Annotated in this window: 12 protein-coding genes and 4 pseudogenes; 11 read left to right on the top strand and 5 right to left on the bottom strand. The window is 60.7% G+C overall.

All coding sequences use genetic code 11. From position 1 onward, the window contains the following. Positions 1-276: pseudogene (locus ACRESJ_RS19860) on the bottom strand (methyl-accepting chemotaxis protein); the annotation flags it as partial. Positions 277-636: 360 nt separating this feature from the next. Beyond that, positions 637-1,659, bottom strand: a pseudogene (locus tag ACRESJ_RS19855) (PDC sensor domain-containing protein); the annotation flags it as partial. Positions 1,660-2,180: 521 nt separating this feature from the next. Here ACRESJ_RS19855 and ACRESJ_RS19850 point away from each other — a divergent pair. The 4 genes and pseudogenes from ACRESJ_RS19850 to ACRESJ_RS19835 all read left to right on the top strand — a co-directional run bounded on the left by ACRESJ_RS19850 (position 2,181) and on the right by ACRESJ_RS19835 (position 5,691). After that, entirely contained in the window at positions 2,181-3,497 is a 1,317-nt protein-coding gene (locus ACRESJ_RS19850) for a Na+/H+ antiporter family protein (RefSeq protein WP_431759409.1), read from the top strand. Positions 3,498-3,678: 181 nt separating this feature from the next. After that, a pseudogene (locus ACRESJ_RS19845) lies at positions 3,679-4,503 on the top strand (cache domain-containing protein); the annotation flags it as partial. A 351-nt stretch (positions 4,504-4,854) separates the two neighbouring features. Beyond that, positions 4,855-5,361 (top strand): annotated as a pseudogene (locus tag ACRESJ_RS19840) (methyl-accepting chemotaxis protein); the annotation flags it as partial. Positions 5,362-5,532: 171 nt separating this feature from the next. Next, positions 5,533-5,691, top strand: a complete 159-nt coding sequence (locus ACRESJ_RS19835; RefSeq protein ID WP_431759408.1) for a metallothionein — start codon at positions 5,533-5,535, stop codon at positions 5,689-5,691. A gap of 96 nt (positions 5,692-5,787) precedes the next feature. Here the strand turns inward: ACRESJ_RS19835 and ACRESJ_RS19830 are convergent, their stop codons facing one another. Further along, on the bottom strand, positions 5,788-6,015 hold the full coding sequence (locus ACRESJ_RS19830) for a DUF6555 family protein (RefSeq protein WP_431759407.1): 228 nt from the start codon (positions 6,013-6,015) through the stop codon (positions 5,788-5,790). Between the two features lie 146 nt (positions 6,016-6,161). Between ACRESJ_RS19830 and ACRESJ_RS19825 the strand changes: the two genes are divergently transcribed. The 6 genes from ACRESJ_RS19825 (at position 6,162) to ACRESJ_RS19800 (ending at position 12,026) form a co-directional block, all read left to right on the top strand. Further along, the gene (locus ACRESJ_RS19825; protein WP_431759406.1) at positions 6,162-6,941 is read left to right on the top strand and encodes an AraC family transcriptional regulator; all 780 of its coding nucleotides are present in this window, start codon (positions 6,162-6,164) and stop codon (positions 6,939-6,941) included. Between the two features lie 103 nt (positions 6,942-7,044). Continuing rightward, entirely contained in the window at positions 7,045-7,218 is a 174-nt protein-coding gene (locus tag ACRESJ_RS19820) for a DUF1427 family protein (RefSeq protein ID WP_192304656.1), read from the top strand. A 30-nt stretch (positions 7,219-7,248) separates the two neighbouring features. Next, positions 7,249-8,205, top strand: coding sequence for a quinone oxidoreductase family protein (locus ACRESJ_RS19815; RefSeq protein WP_431759405.1), 957 nt, complete (start codon positions 7,249-7,251; stop codon positions 8,203-8,205). A gap of 579 nt (positions 8,206-8,784) precedes the next feature. Further along, entirely contained in the window at positions 8,785-9,819 is a 1,035-nt protein-coding gene (gene selD, locus ACRESJ_RS19810; protein ID WP_431759404.1) for a selenide, water dikinase SelD, read from the top strand. Beyond that, entirely contained in the window at positions 9,819-10,922 is a 1,104-nt protein-coding gene (gene mnmH, locus ACRESJ_RS19805; protein WP_431759403.1) for a tRNA 2-selenouridine(34) synthase MnmH, read from the top strand. The genes selD and mnmH overlap by 1 nt, the downstream gene beginning before the upstream one ends. Positions 10,923-11,066: 144 nt before the next feature. After that, positions 11,067-12,026 carry a tRNA dihydrouridine synthase gene (locus ACRESJ_RS19800; RefSeq protein WP_431759402.1) on the top strand — a complete coding sequence of 320 codons (960 nt, stop codon included), beginning with the start codon at positions 11,067-11,069 and terminating at the stop codon, positions 12,024-12,026. A gap of 228 nt (positions 12,027-12,254) precedes the next feature. Here the strand turns inward: ACRESJ_RS19800 and ACRESJ_RS19795 are convergent, their stop codons facing one another. Both ACRESJ_RS19795 and ACRESJ_RS19790 read right to left on the bottom strand, forming a co-directional pair. Beyond that, positions 12,255-15,533, bottom strand: a complete 3,279-nt coding sequence (locus ACRESJ_RS19795; protein ID WP_431759401.1) for a PAS domain S-box protein — start codon at positions 15,531-15,533, stop codon at positions 12,255-12,257. A 66-nt stretch (positions 15,534-15,599) separates the two neighbouring features. Next, entirely contained in the window at positions 15,600-16,490 is an 891-nt protein-coding gene (locus ACRESJ_RS19790) for a LysR family transcriptional regulator (protein WP_431759400.1), read from the bottom strand. A gap of 147 nt (positions 16,491-16,637) precedes the next feature. Here ACRESJ_RS19790 and leuC point away from each other — a divergent pair, with 147 nt between their 5' ends. Next, positions 16,638-18,056, top strand: a complete 1,419-nt coding sequence (gene leuC / locus ACRESJ_RS19785) for a 3-isopropylmalate dehydratase large subunit (protein WP_431759399.1) — start codon at positions 16,638-16,640, stop codon at positions 18,054-18,056. Positions 18,057-18,059: the final 3 nt, after the last annotated feature.

Below are 18,059 nucleotides of genomic sequence, written 5' to 3'. Positions count from 1 at the left end.
GACCTGGGCCACGCCCTCCTCCATGCTGATCACCGCCTCGCGGGTGCTTTGCTGGATGCGTGCGACCATGCTGGCGATTTCCTGGGTGGAGGCGCTGGTGCGCCCCGCCAGGCTGCGAACCTCATCGGCCACCACGGCAAAACCACGACCCTGCTCGCCGGCGCGGGCGGCTTCGATGGCGGCGTTGAGTGCCAGCAGGTTGGTCTGTTCGGCAATGGCGCGGATCACTTCCAGCACCGAACCGATTTTCTCGCTGTTGGCGGCCAGTCCTTCGACCTGGACCATTGCCGCGCTCATGTCTGCGGCGAGGTTGTCGATGCTGGCAGTGGTGCGGTCGATCACCGTCAGGCCCTGGCGAGTAGCCTGATCGGCATCCCGCGCCGCTTGTGCCGCCTGGGCGGCGCTGCGGGCGACGTCCTGGGCGGTGGCGCTCATTTCGTGGGAGGCGGTGGCGGCTTGATCCACCTGGCGATACTGCTGCTCCATGCCGGCGCTGGTCTGGGCGGCAATGGCAGACGATTGGTCCGCGGTGCCGCGGGCGTCCTGCACCGAGCGTTTGACCTCGGCAATGACCGGTTGCAGCTTGTCGAGGAAGCGGTTGAACCAGCCGGCCAACTGACCCAGTTCATCCTTTTTGTCATAGGCCAGGCGTCGCGTCAGGTCACCTTCACCGCTGGCGATGTCTTCGAGCATGTGGGCCACGCCGAGGATCGGTTTGGTCACGCTGCGGGCCATCAGCCACACCAGCAGCAGGCCGATCAAGGCGGCCAGAACACCGAGGCAAAGTTCGGTCAGGGTGCCGGCGTTATTGCCTTCATCCAGTTGTTTTTTCAAGGCTTCGGCGGGGCCGACCAGCACTTTTTCCGGCACGTCCAGCAAGACGCCCCAGGATTTTCCATCGGGAATCGGTTGGAAGGGCGACAGTACTTTGAGCTGCTGATCGCTATGCAGGCTGGTGGTTTTGCTGCTGGCGGCGAGCGTGCGCAACAACTCGGCACCGTTGACTTTGTCGACCGCTTCCAGGCGCTGGCTGAGCTTGCTGGCGTCCGGGCTGTAGCCAGCGAGCAAACCGGCCGGGCTGACAATGCTCACGCTGGTCTGGCCGTCATAGAGCTTTTTGCTCGCGCCCTGGCTGATGGTTTGCAGGCTGTCGAGGTTGATGTCCACCGACAGCGAGGCGATGACCTTGCCATTGACCATCAGCGGGAAAACGATGCTGGTCATCAGTACTTTCTGGCCGTCGATCACATAAAAGTAGGGCTCGATCACGCACGGCTTGAGACGGGTACGCGGGCAGGTGAACCAGGCGTTGGCCGGCTCGCCGCTGGGGCCGGTGCTGGTATCGGCGATATCACTTTCCGGCAGCGCCATGGACGTCACCTTGCCCGGCGTCGGTTGCGACCAGTACAGCGCGAAACGGCCTTTTTCGTTACTGCCAAGTTCGGCTTGCCCGCTGAACAATTCGTCCTTGCCATCCAGTCCGTTGGGTTCGAACACCAGGGACAGGCCAAGCAATTCGGGGTTGGCTTGCAGGGCCGATTTGACTTGGCGGGTCAGGTCTTCGCGCAGATCGAAGGCATCAAGAAAGCGTTTTTCGGCCTGGTCGCGCAGAAACAGCACCTGGCGGGAAAAACCATGGCCGTATTGATAGGCGTCCATGAACTGCTGGCGAATCCCCAGGGCCTGGTTTTCGCCCTGGGACTCGATCCGCGCCTGCGCCGCTTCCGTCAGCATCTCCATGCTCGAGGCTTTCACCAGCTCGGAGCTGTGCTCCATGCGATACAGCGAAAGACCCACCAGCAGGGTCACGATGCCCGCCAGGCACAGCCCGGCCAGCAGGGTGATTTTCCATTGGATGGAAAGTTGTCTGAGCGACATGGAGGCGTCCTTATTCGATAAATATCTGGGGCTTTGCACTGTAACGGCAGGGTTTGAGCTTTCTTTATTCCTCCCATGAAACTCAATTGCCCCCGGTAGGAGCTGCCGAAGGCTGCGATCTTTCGCTTTTTAAACGCAAGATCAAAAGATCGCAGCCTGCGGTAGCTCCTACAGGGATGTCTTTGACAAGGCGGTAGCGGTCCGGCAAAGTGCGCGCCCTCTAATAAAACCCATTCTTTTATCCGCTGGCGGCTCACGCAGACTGCCGGACGGACTCTTTCCGTTTGTCTTGAGGTAATGAAATGAATGCAGTGATTGCCGCGGTCGGCATCATGCTGGTACTCAGCCTGTCCCGCGTGCATGTGGTGATCGCGCTGATCGTCGGGGCGCTGGTCGGTGGCTTGACCGGTGGCCTGGGGATCGATGCAACCCTCAAAGCCTTCAACAGCGGCCTGGGCGGCGGGGCAACCGTGGCGTTGTCGTACGCGTTGCTCGGTGCTTTTGCGGTGGCGATTGCCAAGTCCGGCCTGGCCCATGCGCTGGCCGACAAGGCGCTGGCAATGGTCGATCGCCAGCACGCGACCGGCGGCCGTCAGGTCAAGTGGTTGCTGATCGGCCTGTTATGGGTGGTGGCCATCGCTTCGCAGAACATATTGCCGATACATATCGCCTTCATCCCTTTGCTGGTGCCGCCGCTTTTATATGTGCTGACCAAGTTGCAACTGGACCGTCGGTTGATCGCCTGCGTCATGACCTTTGGTTTGATTACCCCGTACATGTTCCTGCCCGTGGGCTTCGGCAATATCTTTCTCAATGAAATCCTGCTGGCCAACGTCGCCCGCAGCGGCGTGGACATCAGCGGCATCAACGTGACCCATGCCATGGGCATTCCGGCGCTGGGCATGGTGGCGGGGCTGTTGATTGCGTTCGTCAGCTACCGCAAGAAGCGCGTGTACGACCTGGAAAAAATCGAGCAGGTCGAGCAGGTCGCGGTGCAATACAACCCGCTGAGCCTGATGGTGGCCGGTGTGGCCATCGCCGCGGCGTTCATCATTCAACTGCTGTTGGACTCGATGATCATCGGCGCTTTGGTGGGTTTTCTGATCTTCTCGGTGTCGGGCATCGTCAAATGGCGTGAAACCGATGACCTGTTCACCGAAGGCATGAAGATGATGGCGATGATCGGCTTCATCATGATCGCGGCGTCAGGATTTGCCGAAGTGATGAAGGCCACGGGTGAGGTGCAGACGCTGGTCGAATCCTCGGCCTCCTGGATCAACCACAGCAAAGGCCTGGGTGCCTTGCTGATGTTGTTGGTTGGATTGCTGGTGACCATGGGTATCGGCTCGTCCTTTTCCACTGTGCCGATCCTGGCCGCGATTTTCGTGCCGCTGTGTGTGCAACTGGGTTTCAGCCCGTTGGCGATCGTGTGCATCGTCGGCACAGCCGGCGCGCTCGGCGATGCCGGCTCACCCGCCTCGGACTCAACCCTCGGCCCGACCTCCGGCCTCAACATCGACGGCCAGCATCACCACATCTGGGACACCGTGGTCCCGACGTTCCTGCACTACAACCTGCCGCTGCTGGCGTTCGGCTGGGTGGCGGCGATGGTCTTGTAACACCAAAAATCCCTGTGGGAGATAGCCTGCTAGCGATTGCTGAGTGTCAGTCGCCATCAATATTGAATGTACTGGCCTCATCGCGGGCAAGCCTCGCTCCCACATTGATCGCGTTCAACTTTTGATCTGGCGTGCCGTTAAAGGCTTTAACCACGCCAACAAAAACAAAAGAGTGAACGTCATGCGCATGAGCCTGAAGGCCAAAGTCCTGTCCCTTGCCGTCCTCCCGGTATTGCTTTTCGCGCTGGTCATCAGCCTGACCACCTTGTTCATCCTGCAGAACCAGGCCCGTCAGGAGGTCGAGGTGACTCGCGAGCGCCTGCTCAGCGATGCCAAGGCCACCCTGCAAAGTTACGTTGCCGTGGCCATGACCACGATCAAGCCTTTGTACGACGCTGCCGCCCAAGGCGACGACGCGGCGCGGGCGCAGGCGATCAAATTGCTGTCGAACATCACTTACGGCAAGGAGGGTTACTTCTTCGGCTATGACTCCAACACCGTGCGCCTGTTCAAGGCCAAGGATCCGGAAGGCGTGGGCAAGAGCTTCAAGGACAACCGCGATCCGAACGGGGTCTACGTCAACCGCGACCTGGTGAAAGTCGCCAAGGAAGGTACGCACTATCTGCAATACAGCTCGCCGCTGCCGGGTAACAACCAGGTGCTGGTGCCCAAGCTCGGTTACACCGAATACCTGCCGAAATGGGACATGGCGGTGGGTACCTCGGTAAACCTCGACGGTATCGAGGCGCAGGTCGCGGTGATCGAGGCCAAGGTCCAGGAGCGCATGCAAGGCGTGGTACTGAGCATTGTCGGTGTAGCTGTGGTGGTGCTGTTGCTGATCGCCGCTGCCGGGATGTTGTTGGCCAACACCATTCTGCGTCCGCTGAACTCGATGAAAGCCAACCTCGATGACATCGCGGCGGGCGAGGGCGATCTGACCCGTCGCCTGACCATCACCAGCCAGGATGAACTGGGCCAACTCGCCGGCTCGTTCAATCGATTCGTCGACAAGATTCATGGCCTGGTGCGCCAGATCACCGAAATGACCTCGCAACTGACCGGGTTGGTGACTCAAGTTTCCGAACAAGCTAACCGATCGGATCAAGCCATGGAGCGTCAGCGCCATGAGACCGATCAGGTCGCCACGGCCATCAATGAAATGTCAGCCGCTGCCCAGGAAGTGGCCAAGAGCGCACAAAATGCAGCGGTGGCTGCCCAGCAGACCGACGAAGAAGGTCAGGCCGCCAAGCGCGTGGTGGCGGGCAGCATCGTCAAGATTCATGCATTGGTGGACGACATTCGCAGCAGCGGCGTGTCCCTCGACAGTTTGCAGAAAGACGTGTCGTCGATTGTCAGCGTGCTTGGGGTGATTCGCTCGATTGCCGAACAGACCAACCTGCTGGCGCTCAACGCAGCCATCGAAGCGGCCCGGGCCGGGGAAGCCGGGCGTGGGTTTGCGGTGGTGGCCGACGAGGTGCGGGCGCTGGCCAGTCGCACGCAAATCAGCACCCAGGAAATCCAGGGCATGATCGACCGCTTGCAGGCCGGCACCCAGTCGGCGGTGGACGCCATGCGCCGTTCCAGTGAGGCGGGTGACGGTACATCCGTTCAGGCTAACGAAGCGGGTGCGTCGCTCGATACCATGGCGCAGTTGATCGCGACCATCAATTCAATGAACGCACAGATCGCCAGTGCGGCCGAAGAGCAGACGGCCGTGGCGGAGGAGATCAATCGCAGCGTGCATCAGATTGCGGTGGCGGTGGATAACGTGGCGGACGAAACCCAATTGGGCGCACAAACTTCCCGCAGCCTGGCGGATCTGGGGCAGCGTTTGGGCGGTCTGGTCGGGCAGTTCCGTATCTGAAGGTACGGACGCAAACCTTGCAGTCGACGCAAAACCTATGGGAGCGGGCTTGCCCGCGATGGCGGTCTCTTAACCAGCGTAATCTCCCGAGTCATACCCCTGACCAACTTCTACACTGGTTAAACGGCTTATCCATACAGCCCGACGACCACCACCAGAGGAGTCAGATCCATGACCGATGACCGCAAATGTGACTGCCCTAAATGCAACTGCAAGCTGGGTGAGCATCCCATCGTGCGTCACGGCAAGCACTATTGCTGCGAAGCCTGCGCCAAGCACCACGAACACGGTGAAGAATGCAGCCATGAAGGTTGTAAGTGCGCTCACTGACGATGATCGCGCACAGGAAAGTGGAGCCTTGAGGGCTCCACTTTTGGTTTCTGGCTGTCATCCTCCAGCCTTCACTTGCTGACGATCATGGGCGGACTAGCCCGCCGGTCGCCACTTGACGTTCTCCACACCAAACTTCTCCGCCATCGGTTTGCTGGTCTTTTGCACCTTTTCCCGGCCGAAACGGGGGATTCTTCCGATCCCTGCGTCGCAGCTCGCCCAATGCCAAGCCTCTGCATTGTCCATTTTGTCCAAACGGATAATGAACGACTTGGGGGCGCCATAAAGGGTGTACTCAATGACGAAAAGTTTTGCGTTGTTCATAAAGCTCTGGTCCTCCCTGTTCTACTTAGAGGGATCGCGGGCCACTCGGAAAATTCATTTCAATTGTCGGGCAGATGCTGTCGCTGGCGGCGAGTTCAGCGTCTGGTTACCATGAAGCCTCCGCCATCCCCCAATGATCATTGACCATGGCCCTCGCTGCCCCACCCGATCTGACTGATACCGATGTGCCCGTGCAACCGCTGGCGCGAACCTATCCGCGCGGGCTGTTCATCGAGCCCCATGAGCATGTCTGGGGGCAGTTGTTGTATGCAATGAGCGGGGTCATGTGGGTCGAGACGCCCCATGAGGCGCTGGTGGTGCCACCGCAGCGGGCAGTGTGGTTGCCGCCTGGGGTGCCCCATGGGATTCGGGTGGTTTCGGACCTGCAAATGCGCAACATCTACCTGCGACCGTCCCTGGCGGCGACGCTGGATGACAGCGTGCAGGTCATTGAAGTCGGCGGGTTGTTGCGCGAGTTGATCGTTGGCCTGGTGGAGCAGGGCGATGACGGCGCCCCCGAGTATTACGAGGCGCTGGTGGGGCTGGCGTTGCTGGAGCTCAAGCGGGCCAGGCGTTCGCTGTTGAAAATTGCCCTGCCGGACGGTTCCGACCGACGCCTGACGAACCTCTGCCAGGCGGTGATGGCCGCGCCATCGCTGGATATTCCTTTTGAGCAACACGCCGAAAACGCCGGTGCCAGCGTGCGCACCCTGGCGCGATTGTTCAAGGACGGGTTGGGCATGGGCTTCGCCGAGTGGCGGCGGCAGGTGCAATTGGCCACAGCGGTGGCTGAATTGATCCAAGGCGTGCCGGTCAGTGCGATTGCCCGTGAGCTGGGCTATTCACCCAGCAGTTTCAGCGACATGTTTCGCCGAGCGCTGGGTGTTGCGCCTTCACAGTTTTGCGCAAGTCAGGATCAGGGCTGACTCGACTACCCGGGTTTGGCCGAAATTCAGAAGCACTTGGCCGATGCTCGCCACCCGCGCTCTCTAGACTTTGGGCCTACCTCAACGGCCCTCGGAGTCTGCCATGAGCTACTTCATTTCACTGGTTATCGGGCTGGGTGTCGGCTTGCTCTACGGCGCCCTGGACTTTCGTTCGCCCGCGCCTCCAGCCATTGCGCTGATCGGGTTGCTCGGCATGCTGGCTGGCGAAAAGCTCTGGCCCATGGGCCGGCAGTTGGTCGCTGGCTGGATTTCCTGACACCTCTTCGTCTACTCGGTGAATACCCCCATGAAAGCATTACAGTTCGACAAAACCGGCGACCTCTCGGCCTTGCGCTACGTTGAGGTGCCAACCCCCGTTCCCGGTGTCGATGAGGTACTGGTGGAAATCAAGGCTGCGGGCCTTAATCCCAGCGATGTTAAGAATGTGCTGGGACGCTTTCCCTACACGACGTTGCCGAGAATTCCCGGTCGTGATTTCGCCGGTATCGTGGTCGACGGCCCGCAAGCGCTGGTCGGTCAGCAGGTGTGGGGCACTGGCCGTGAGCTGGGGTTCTTTGCCGATGGCTCCCATGCGCAGTTCGTCAAACTGCCGGCCAATGGCGTGGCACTCAAGCCGACTCACCTGAGTTTCGCGCAAGCGGCCAGTCTCGGTGTGCCCTACACCACGGCGTGGGATGCGCTGGAGCGCAGCCTGGTAACCGCCGACACGCGTTTGCTGGTGATCGGCGGCGGGGCGGTGGGCAGTGCTGCACTGGCACTGGCAAAAGTGCGCGGCGCCCAGGTGCTGGCGGCAGCGCGCCGGCCGGAGCAGGTCAAGGAGTTGCAGGCCCAGGGTTATCAGACGTTGCAACTGGATAAGCCGGAAGATCTTGGGGCGCAGGTCAACGCCGTGTTCACCGGTGGCGCAGACGTGATTTTCGACACCACAGGCTTCTGGCTGCCTGCTTCGGTGGCGGCATTGGCCACCTTTGGCCGCATCGCGATCATCGCCGCACCGGTGGATGGCCTGGTGCAGTTGCCGGCACTGGCGCTGTATCGCAAAGGTGGCTCGGTGGTGGGGATCAATTCGTTGCTGTATGGCGTGCAGGCCTGTGCGGCGATGCTCGATCAGTTCGGCACATTCTTCGATCAGGATTTGTTGCCGCTGCCGCAGGGGTTGTTTGAGTCGCCGCTGGCTGAAGGGTTGGATCGGTATGCCGAGGTGAATCAGGGGAACGGGGATAAGGTGATTTTGTTGCCGTAAGGGTGATCTTGGGGTGAGCAAGTTTCTGGCTTTTTGATGGGGTACATATCCATTGCTGCGGTAGCGGCGGCTATTGGTTCCGCCCTTACGGCGGGTTACTTGGAAAAGCGCCAAGTAACCAAGCGCTTTGATCCCCTGACGTACGGTGCCTCGCCTAGGCTCGGCATTCCCTCGCTCCGGTGTCCATCCGGGGGCATCGCCTCCGGTTTGCTGCGCTGCACCTCCTCTCGATGTGTGCGGCTTCGCCGCACGGCGCTGCGCGCCTGCCCCCCGGATGAACACCTGCGCTCGGCCTTCCGACGGGGCAGATCAAGATCAAGATCAAATGCAAGATCAAAAGCCAAAGCAAGATCACAGGCCAGAGCAACAGCAACAGCCAGGGCCGATTGGATTTCTAATTGTGGGAGCTAGCCTGCTAGCGATGGTCGTCAACGATGACGCGACCAGCCTGACGAAACGCGGTGTTCCGGCAATCATCGCTAGCAGGCTAGCTCCCACAGGGGTTACGGGACCATCCTCCGCAATTCGCCAAGCCCGCTCTGCTAGAATCGCTCGCACTGATCCCACGAGGTGCCCCCGATGAGCGAGCCGATCCGCCTGACCCAATACAGCCATGGCGCTGGATGCGGTTGCAAGATTTCCCCCCAGGTACTGGAAGTGATTCTGGCGGGCAGTGGGGCGCAGAATCTGGACCCGAAGCTTTGGGTCGGCAACGCCTCGCGGGACGACGCGGCGGTGTATTCCATCGATGAAGAGCGCGGCGTGGTGTCGACGACCGACTTTTTCATGCCAATCGTCGACGATCCCTTCGATTTCGGCCGAATTGCCGCCACCAATGCCATCAGTGATATCTACGCCATGGGCGGTGATCCGTTGATGGCGATTGCGATCCTCGGGTGGCCGGTCAATGTGCTGGCGCCGGAGATTGCCCGGGAAGTCATTCGTGGCGGACGCTCGGTGTGCGATGAGGCGGGAATCCCGCTGGCTGGCGGCCATTCCATCGATGCGCCGGAGCCGATCTTCGGCCTGGCCGTGACCGGGCTGGTGGAAAAACGCCACATGAAACGCAATGACACCGCCACCGCCGGTTGCCTGTTGTACCTGACCAAACCCTTGGGCATCGGCATCCTCACCACCGCCGAGAAAAAGGGCAAATTGCGCAGTGCCGACGTAGGCCTGGCCCGAGACTGGATGTGCACCCTGAACAAACCCGGCAGTCGCTTCGGCAAACTCGAAGGGGTGACCGCCATGACTGACGTCACCGGTTTCGGGCTGCTCGGTCATCTGGTGGAAATGGCCGATGGCAGCAACCTCACCGCGCGTATCGAATACGCCCGGGTCCCGCGCCTGCCGGGTGTCGAGTACTACCTTGAACAGGGCTGTGTGCCGGGCGGTACGTTGCGCAATTACGACAGCTACGCCAGCAAGATCGGACGTTTGCAGGAGCTCCATAAACGCGTGTTGTGCGACCCACAAACCAGTGGTGGCCTGCTGATCGCCGTCACTCCCCAGGGCAATGCTGAGTTCCTCAAGGTCGCCGCCGATCTGGGCATGAACCTGGCGCCAATCGGCGAACTGGTCGAGCGACAGAGCAATGCGGTCGAGGTGGCTTGATGTCTGTCGACTGCACCGATTACCGCGACATCTTCCTCAACGACCGGCCGATGATGGACGCCCGTGCGCCAATCGAGTTTTCCAAAGGCTCGTTTCCCGGCGTAGTTAACCTGCCGCTGATGAATGATCACGAGCGGCAGCGTATTGGCACCTGCTACAAGCAGCACGGCCAGCAGGCCGCCATCGAGTTGGGTCATCAACTGGTGTCTGGCGCCGTCAAGGCCGAACGCGTCCAGGCCTGGGCGGACTTCGCCCGGGCGCATCCCGATGGGCTTTTGTATTGTTTTCGCGGCGGCCTGCGTTCGCAGATCGTTCAGCAATGGCTCAAGGACGAGGCAGGCATCGACTATCCACGGGTCGGCGGCGGCTACAAGGCCATGCGTACGTTCCTCCTGGAAACCGTCGATCAAGCCATTGCCCAGTGCGATTTCGTGTTGCTGGGCGGTATGACCGGCACCGGCAAAACCGAAGTCCTCACACAGCTGGACAACGGCCTGGACCTTGAAGGCCACGCCAATCATCGCGGCTCCAGTTTCGGCAAACGCGCCACCGGTCAGCCTTCCAACATCGACTTCGAAAACCGCCTGGCGGTGGACGTGCTGAAAAAGCGCGCTCGCGGTATCGAGCAATTTGTCCTCGAAGACGAGAATCGGGCGGTTGGCAGTTGTGCGCTGCCGTTGCCGGTGTATCAGGGCATGCAACAGTTTCCGATGGTCTGGCTCGAGGACAGCCTGCAAGGTCGGGTCGAGCGGATCTTGCGAGATTACGTGGTGGATTTGTGTGCCGAGTTCATCGATGTGCATGGCGACGAAGGCTTTGTGCTGTTTTCCGAGCGCATGCTCGATAGCCTGAACAATGTTCAAAAGCGCCTGGGAGGTGAGCGTCACCAACGGATGCTGATCCTGATGGAAGACGCATTGGCCGAGCAGGGGCGCAGCGGTGCCGTAGATTTGCACCGAGGCTGGATCGAAGGCTTGCTGACTGAATATTACGACCCGATGTATGTCTTTCAGCGGGAGAAAAAAGGCGCGCGTATCGAGTTTGCCGGTGAGCGAGAGGCAGTACTTGAATACCTGCGGGATCGGCGGATTCAAAAAACCTGAGGGGCCGACGGCCCGTTTGAGCGGCAACGGCACCCCATTGCGGTGACGAATGGTCGGGCGCGGGCCGTTCCCGCGCCATATGGGCTCTGCGATTTTCTGCGTTATCCAGTAAACTGCCGCACGTTTTTTTGCGAGTGTTTGTTCATGCAAATTGCTTTGGCGCCCATGGAGGGGTTGGTCGACGACATCCTGCGCGACGTGCTGACCCGAGTGGGCGGCATCGATTGGTGCGTGACCGAATTTATTCGGGTCAACGATCAGCTGCTCACGCCAGCCTACTTCCACAAATTCGGCCCGGAGCTGCTCAACGGTGCGCGGACGGCGTCTGGCGTGCCGCTGCGCGTGCAGCTGCTGGGTTCGGACCCTGTGTGCCTGGCGGAGAACGCCGCGCTGGCCTGCGAGCTGGGCTCGGAGGTGATCGACCTGAACTTCGGTTGCCCGGCCAAGACCGTGAACAAGTCCCGTGGCGGCGCAGTGCTGCTCAAGGAACCGGAGCTGCTGAACCAGATTGTCGAGCATGTGCGCCGAGCGGTGCCTGCGCACATTCCGGTGACGGCCAAGATGCGCCTGGGCTTCGACAGCCCGGACGGCTCGCTGGTTTGCGCCACGGCCCTGGCCGAGGGTGGGGCGGAGCACATTGTGGTTCACGCCCGGACCAAGGTGGATGGCTACAAGCCTCCAGCGCATTGGGAGTGGATTCCGCGGGTGCAGGACGTGGTCAAGGTGCCGGTGTTTGCCAATGGCGATATCTGGAGCGTTGAAGACTGGCGCCGTTGCCGCGAAATCAGTGGCGTGGAAGACATCATGCTCGGTCGCGGCCTGGTTTCGCGTCCGGATCTCGCGCGGCAGATCGCTGCCGCGCGGGCCGGCGAAGAAGTGGTCGAGATGACCTGGGCCGAGCTGCTGCCGCTGATCCAGGACTTCTGGTTGCAAGCCAAGGCGCAAATGACCGCACGCCAGTCACCGGGCCGCCTGAAGCAATGGCTGGCGATGCTGACCCGCAATTATCCCGAGGCGGTAGAGCTGTTTTCCGTGCTGCGCCGCGAGACTGAGCTCGATCACGTCTCGCGCTTGCTGGGATTGCCGGTGGCTGAGGCGGCCTGAAGGCAATCGCCAAACCTGGCTTGCCCGCCTTGGCGTCCTCACTGCCGCCATCGCCAGCAAGCCGGCTCCTACGGATTTGTGGTGTGCCCACGATACAGATCGTTCCCACGCTCCGCGTGGGAATGCCTCAACGGACGCTCCGCGTTCGGCTCTTGATTTGGGACGCAGAGCGTCCCGGGCTGCATTCCCACGCTGAGCGTGGGAACGATCAATGCGCAAAAGTCCGGGTTACCTCAAAAGCTTTTGAAACGCCTCCACCGGCAGTGGCTTGCTGTGCAAATACCCTTGATAAAAATGGCAGCCCAGCCCCTGCAAAAACTCCAATTGCTCGGCTGTTTCCACGCCTTCGGCAATCACCTTCAATTCAAGGCTGCGGGCCATGGCGACAATGGCGCGGATGATCTCGGCGTCGTTGGGGTCCGTGGTGGCATCGCGGATGAATGACTGGTCGATTTTCAGCGTGTCCACCGGCAGTCGCTTGAGGTAAGTCAGCGACGAATAGCCGGTGCCGAAGTCGTCCATGGCAAAGCTGACGCCGAGCTTGTTCAGGCGTCGCATTTTGTTGATGGTGTCCTCCAGGTTCTGGATGACGATGCCTTCGGTAATCTCCAGTTTTAGCATCGAGCAGGGCAGGCCATAGCGCGCCAGGCTTGCCTCGATGCGCTCGACGAAGTCGTTCTGGCGGAACTGCCGGGGACTGATGTTTACGCACAGGCTGAAATCGAACGGGTCAATCAGGCCGTTGTCGTTCAGGTGGCGGCAGGCCTGGCAGGCTTCGTCGAGAATCCAGGTGCCGACCTCCAGGATCAAACCGCTGTCCTCCAGCACTTTGATAAATTCGGCGGGTGATTGCGCGCCGAGTTCGGGATGGTTCCAGCGCACCAGTGCTTCGGCACCCACAATGCGGTTGTCCCGGGCGTCGAGCTGGGGTTGGTAGTGCACATGAAACTCGCCGCGGGACAGGGCCAGGCGAAGGTCGGTTTCCATGCGCAGACGCTCGCTGGCGGCCTTCTGCATGGTGTTGTGGTACATCTGCGCGGTATTGCGCCCCGAATCCTTGGCCCGGTACAGGGCGATGTCGGCGCGTTTGAGCAGGTCAGTCGGGGTTGAGCCGTGATCGGGGATCAGCGCGATGCCGATGCTCGGCGTCACCTGCAGGCGCTGGCCGTCGAGGAACATAGGCTCGGACAGCAGTTCACGAATGGTGTCGGCCAGTTCGCTCACCTGATCGCTGACTTCGTTGCGCGACCCTTCCAGGCCGCTGAGCAGTACCACGAATTCGTCGCCCCCCAGGCGCGCGACGGTGTCTTCCAGGCGCACGCTGGCCTCCAGGCGAGCGGTGATGATCTTCAGCACCGTGTCGCCTACCGGATGGCCGAGGGAATCGTTGATGTGCTTGAAGTGGTCGAGATCGAGGAACATCAGTGCACCACGCAAATTGTGGCGTTTGAGCAGCGCGATCTGCTGGCTCAGGCGATCCATCAACAAGGCGCGGTTGGGCAGGTTGGTCAGCGGGTCGTGGTAAGCCAGGTGACGGATTTGCGCCTCGGCGTTTTTCAGCAAGCTGACGTCCCGCGCGGTCAGCAGCAGGCACGCGGTTTCGTTGAGGGTGATCGGTTCCACCGAGACTTCGACGGTCAGCAATTCGCCGCGCTTGTTGCGCCCCAGCATTTCCAGGTGATGGACCCGGCCCTTGACCTGCAATTCGCCCAACAATGCCGCGCGCTGCTTCTCTTCAGCCCAGATCCCGACCTGATACACAGTGCGGCCGATCACTTCATCGGCACGATAACCGGTCAGGCGGCAGAAACCGTCGTTGACCTCCAGATAACGTCCGGTGTCGCGTTCGGTGATGGTGATGGCGTCGGGGCTGGAGTGAAACGCCTTGGCGAATTTCTCTTCGCTGGACTTGAGCGCCGCTTCCGAGCGTTGCTGTTGAGTGATGTCGCGCAGGTTAGTGACGATGCACGGCTGGTCGCCGACGTTGATCTGGCGGCTGGAAATCACGCAGGTCAGAAATTGCCCATCCTTGTGCTGGACGATGATCGCCACGTTGTTCAGGCCTTGCTCGCGGATGACCTGCTCGATGCGTTGCAGGCTTTTTGCCGAAGCGTCCCACAGGCCGATTTCGTCGGCGCTGCGCCCGATCACATCCGCAGCGCTCCAACCGAAGGTCTGGGTAAAACTGGAATTGATCTCGATGAACTGGCCGGTGTCCTGGCGCGTCACGCAGATAGGGTCCGGGCTGACCTGGAACAGCGTGGCGAATTTCTCTTCGGAGGCCACCAGTTGTTGTTCCCGTTCCACCTGATCAGTGATGTCGAGCAGGGTGCCGGCCATGCGCAGCGGTACGCCGCTTTCATCACGATAGAGCCGGGCGCGACTTTCCAGGTAGCGTGAGCTGCCGTCGGGCAGTTGCACGCGATAGGTCAGTTGATAGTTGCCGGCCGGGCCTTCGCGCAAGGTGCGGTAGGCGTCGCGCATGGTGTCGCGCTCTCCGTCGGGCACGCCTTCGAAAAACTCCTCGAAGGATTCATGGAACGGCTTGGCGTCCAGCCCGTGCAACTGCGCGGCGCGGGCCGAGCCGTAGAGCATGCCGCTGGGAATGTCCCAGTCCCAGGTGCCCAGTTGCGCGGAATCCAGGGCAAGGTCGAGGCGTTCCTGGCTGTCTTTGAGGGCATGTTCGGCCGCTTTGCGCTCGGTGGTGTCGAGGAAGGTACTCAGCAGATACGGCTGGCCTTCGAGTTCGACCTTTTGCGCGCTGAGGATGCCGTCATGGATCTGGCCATTGCTGGCGCGAAATTGCACCTCCATGTTGATCAACTCGCCCTTGGCCTTGGTGGCCTTGACCAACGCCGCCCGTTGTTCGGGATGCACCCACAGCCCCAGTTCCAGGGTGGTGCGGCCAATCGCGTCCTGCACCGGCCAGCCAAACAGGCTTTCAAAATACTGGTTGGCTTCCGTGATGAGGCCATCTTCCTGACGCGTCAGCAGCACCATGTTGGGGCTCAGGTGAAACAGCGTGGCGAAACGCTTTTCCGAGCTGCTCAACGCCTGTTCGCGCTGGCGCTGGTGAGTGATCTCGCGGATCACACCGATCATCCGTGGTCGACCGTGCTTGTCCGGCAGCAAACTGCCGTTGATCTCCAGCCAATGCAAACTGCCATCGGGCCAGCGAATACGGTGGTGCATCGCTTGTTCCAGCGGGGCGCCGGCGATCACGGCGTGGAAGGCGCGGACGGTTTTCGCCCGGTCTTCGGGGGGCAGCAAGTCGAGGTATTCCAGATCGGCAGGCAAGGGTTGCCGAGGATCGAAGCCAAACAGTGCCTGCGTACCCCGCGACCAGCTGATCTGCCCACGTTCGATATCCCAATACCAGGCTCCCAAACGTGCGCCGTTCAGGGCTGCCAGCAATTGTGGGGCACTTTCCCAGCTCTGCTCGGAGCGTTTGGGATCCAGTGCCTGAATGCGCGGCATCGGCGGAATACGGTCAACAGATTTCGGCATTGGCAAGCCTTAGGCTGAATTGAGCATTTGATACGGGATTTCGAGGCTCTATAGGAGTAGCACAAGTTAGCCTTGAGTCCCTGGCAGGTCGATTTGCGCGTCCAGCAAGGCCATGAAGGCCCGTGCTGCATTCGACAGTGTCCGTTCTGTGTGCAGGATATAGCCTAGCTGGCGAGACAGTTGTATGCCCGGCAGGGGTATTCGCGCAACCTGATCATCGAGCATGGTGCGCGGAAGCACGCTCCAGGCCAGGCCAATTGACACCATCATCTTGATGGTTTCCAGGTAGTTGGTGCTCATGGCGATGTTCGGCGTCAGGCCTTGGGCTTCAAACAGGCGTTGGACGATGTGGTGGGTGAAGGTGTTGCCACCGGGGAAAACCGCGGGGTGCAGGGCGATATCCGCCAGGTTGACCGTGCCGTTGTTGATCAGCGAATGCTCCGGGGCGACCACGAAGTCCAGCGGGTCGTCCCACACAGGCGTGGCCTTGACCAGCGCGTGGGGCTCGGGTGCCAGGGTGATGACCGCCAGTTCGGCGCGACCATGAAGGATTTCCTCGTAGGCCACTTCCGAATCGAGAAACTGAATGTCCAGCGCGACTTGCGGGTAGCGGCGGGTGAATTCCCTTAATAAGGGTGGCAAACGGTGCAGGCCGATGTGGTGGCTGGTGGCGAGGGTCAGACGACCGGTCACCTCACCTGTGAGGTTGGTCAGCGCACGGCGCGTATCATCAAGGACATTCAGAATCTGGTAGGCCCGGGGCAACAGGGCGCGGCCAGCCTCGGTCAGCCCGACCTCGCGGCCCAGTCGATCGAACAGGCGCACCTTCAATTGCTGCTCCAGCCCGGCGATTCGTTTGCTGATCGCCGGTTGGGTCAGATGCAGCCGTTCACCTGCGCCGGAGAAGCTTCCGGTCTCGGCAATGGCAATAAAGGCATTGAGGTTGGCCAGGTCCATGGTCGTATTCCAGTTGGTTATCCAAAGCATAAAAAATATGAATTTGAGTTATTTAATGTAACCCCATAGGATCAGCCTCACAAGCCAAAGGGTTATTGAGCTCTCAAAGCCCGGGGCATAGAAACAAGCTGATGAGGAAACCGTCTGATGGCCGGCAAAACGCTCTACGACAAGCTCTGGGATTCGCATTTGGTCAAGCAGCGCGACGATGGCTCTGCGCTGATCTACATCGATCGTCACATCATCCACGAAGTGACCTCGCCGCAAGCCTTCGAAGGCCTGCGTCTGGCCGGGCGCAAGCCATGGCGCATCGATGCCAACATTGCGACCCCGGACCACAACGTACCGACTACACCGGAGCGCAAGGGCGGCATCGACGCCATCGTTGACCAGGTCTCGCGTCTGCAAGTCCAGACCCTCGATGACAACTGCGATGAATACGGCATCGTCGAATTCAAGATGAACGACGTTCGCCAGGGCATCGTCCACGTCATCGGCCCGGAGCAGGGCGCAACCTTGCCGGGCATGACCGTGGTCTGCGGCGACTCCCATACTTCGACCCATGGCGCATTCGGCGCATTGGCTCACGGTATTGGCACCTCCGAGGTCGAGCACGTGCTCGCCACCCAGTGCCTGGTCGCCAAGAAAATGAAAAACATGCTGGTGCGCGTCGAAGGCCAATTGCCGTTCGGCGTCACCGCCAAGGACATTGTACTTGCCGTGATCGGCAAGATCGGCACCGCCGGCGGTAACGGCCACGCCATCGAATTCGCCGGCAGCGCGATTCGCGACCTGTCCGTGGAAGGCCGCATGACCATCTGCAACATGTCCATCGAGGCCGGCGCTCGCGTAGGTCTGGTGGCGGCGGATGAAAAAACCGTTGAATACGTCAAGGGCCGTCCGTTCGCACCGAAGGGTACGGAGTGGGACATGGCCGTCGAAGCCTGGAAAGACCTGGTGTCCGATGCCGATGCGGTGTTCGATACCGTGGTTGAACTCGACGCCACCCAGATCAAGCCGCAAGTCAGCTGGGGCACTTCGCCGGAAATGGTCCTGGCGGTAGATCAGAACGTACCGGATCCTGCGCAGGAAATGGACCTGGTCAAGCGCGACTCCATCGTACGCGCCTTGAAGTACATGGGTTTGACCGCCAACCAGGCGATCACCGATATTCAGCTTGACCGCGTGTTCATCGGTTCTTGCACCAATTCGCGCATCGAAGACCTGCGTGCCGCCGCCGTGATCGCCAAGGGCCGCAAAGTGGCCTCGACCATCAAGCAGGCCATCGTGGTGCCGGGCTCGGGCCTGGTGAAGGCGCAGGCCGAATCGGAAGGCCTGGACAAGATTTTCCTCGAAGCCGGTTTCGAATGGCGTGAGCCGGGTTGCTCGATGTGCCTGGCGATGAACCCGGACCGTTTGGAAAGTGGCGAGCATTGCGCCTCGACCTCCAACCGCAACTTCGAAGGCCGTCAGGGCGCCGGTGGTCGTACCCACCTCGTCAGCCCGGCCATGGCCGCGGCCGCCGCTGTGAACGGTCGTTTCGTCGACGTCCGTGAATTGATCTAAAGG

Source organism: Pseudomonas sp., assembly GCF_050739655.1.
Classification (GTDB): domain Bacteria; phylum Pseudomonadota; class Gammaproteobacteria; order Pseudomonadales; family Pseudomonadaceae; genus Aquipseudomonas.
The sequence above is the reverse complement of the archived record's forward strand: the minus strand, read 5'-3'. Positions and strand labels throughout refer to the sequence as shown.